The organism is Neisseria sp. P0022.S010 (assembly GCF_051956635.1).
In genome coordinates this window covers 1-1,647 of record NZ_JBQCXF010000609.1, presented here as the reverse complement: position 1 = coordinate 1,647, position 1,647 = coordinate 1, and the positions used below count along the sequence as shown (strand labels likewise).

Here is a 1,647-nt window from a genome sequence, read left to right as displayed (position 1 = left end):
GCCAATATCAGTGCGAAAATTTTCATTTTGGTAGTCCTTTGCGAAGCAGAGTATGGAGTATGGTTCAAGATGTTGTGTTTATTGGATAAGTTTCAAGGTTTCAGGCCGTCTGAAACCTTATTTTTATGATTTAATTCACTTGAGATGAATTTTATCATAACATGATTTTACATTAAACCCCTGTTTTTTCTTATCATAACCATACAATTATTTTAGACAGGTTGTTTATAGACCGAAAGAATGATATTTTTATAAGATTATCGGATTAGTTCCCTGCGTGCTTTATGCGATTATTCTCCGGATCTTCAGACGGCCTAAGCCTGTCTTCGCGTTTAAAACTGCTGACTTTTTTATGGGTCAGTTCGGCGTTTTTGTCGATTGTCTTTACCCTACTGCTTTCTTGGCGTTTGGAAAGCGCGGCCAAAACGATTGAAGATGCAGGCAGTTTGAAAATGCAGGTGTACCGTTTGGCTTACATGGCAAGCGTCCGTACACCCAATGCGCAAATTGACAACCAAATCAAAGAATTTGAGCGTACGCTGGCCAATGTGACGCAAAGCGATGCCATTCATCCGCTGATTCCGTCTCAAATGCCGCTGGCTTACGACTTGATTCAATCGATGCTGTTGATTGATTGGGAATCCAATATCAAGCCGTCTTTGCAACATTACGAGCGTCCGACCCAAATCGGCCTGTATCGTTTTGCCGGCAACATCGAGCTGTTTTTACAGGCGATGGAAAATGCCAACGAGCAAAATACCTTGTGGTTGCGCCGCTTTCAAATGGCAATGATGCTGATGATTGTGGTGGCTGCAGGCTTGATGATTGTTTGGCATTATTCATGGATTATCCGACCCTTGGAAAAACTGCGTGATGGCGTAGAAACCATCAGCAAAGGGCATTTCGGCGTTCAAATCGAGACAGACCAGATTCGTGAATTTGCCCAAGTAAGCAAGGGCTTTAACCAAATGAGCCGCCGTCTGCATACGCTTTATACAGACTTGGAAGGACAAGTTGCCAAACAAACCCAAGACTTGGCGCGGCAAAACCGTGATTTGACCCTGCTCTACCAAACCACGCGTAATCTGCACCAAACCTTTACGCCCCAACAGGCGGCAGAAGAATTTTTAACTCAGATTCTACCGGCGTTTTCAGCTTTGGGCGGTACGGTATATCTTTCCGATGAGGAGCGGAAACGTTCTGATTTGGCGGCAAGCGTCGGTGAAACAGAAGAAGGAAATCGTGTAGAATTTCCGATCGTTTATCAAGACGAACAGCTCGGCGTACTGACCCTATATTTTTCAGACGGCCATATGCCTGATGAGCAAGACGAAAAACTGCTGCATACTTTAAGCGGACAGCTGGGCATTTCCATCGCCAACAACCGCATGGAACAAGAGCGCCGCCTGCTTGCGGTCTTACAGGAGCGTAACTTGATTGCTCAAGGTTTGCATGACAGCATCGCGCAAGCTTTGACCTTTTTGAATTTGCAGGTACAAATGCTGGAAAGCGCGTTTGCCTCAGACCAACGCGAGCAGGCCGAAGAAAATATCGGCTTCATCAAAGACGGCGTGCAGGAATGCTACGAAGACGTACGCGAACTTTTGATGAATTTCCGCACCAAAATCAGTAATAAAGATTTTCCTG

The 1,647-nt window shown here is 45.2% G+C and carries 1 protein-coding gene; it reads left to right on the top strand.

Annotated elements, in window-relative coordinates:
• Positions 1-284: 284 nt before the first annotated feature.
• Positions 285-1,647, top strand: a 1,363-nt coding sequence (locus ACTHUT_RS19900; RefSeq protein WP_440419551.1) for a histidine kinase, incomplete at its 3' end; no start/stop codon positions are given.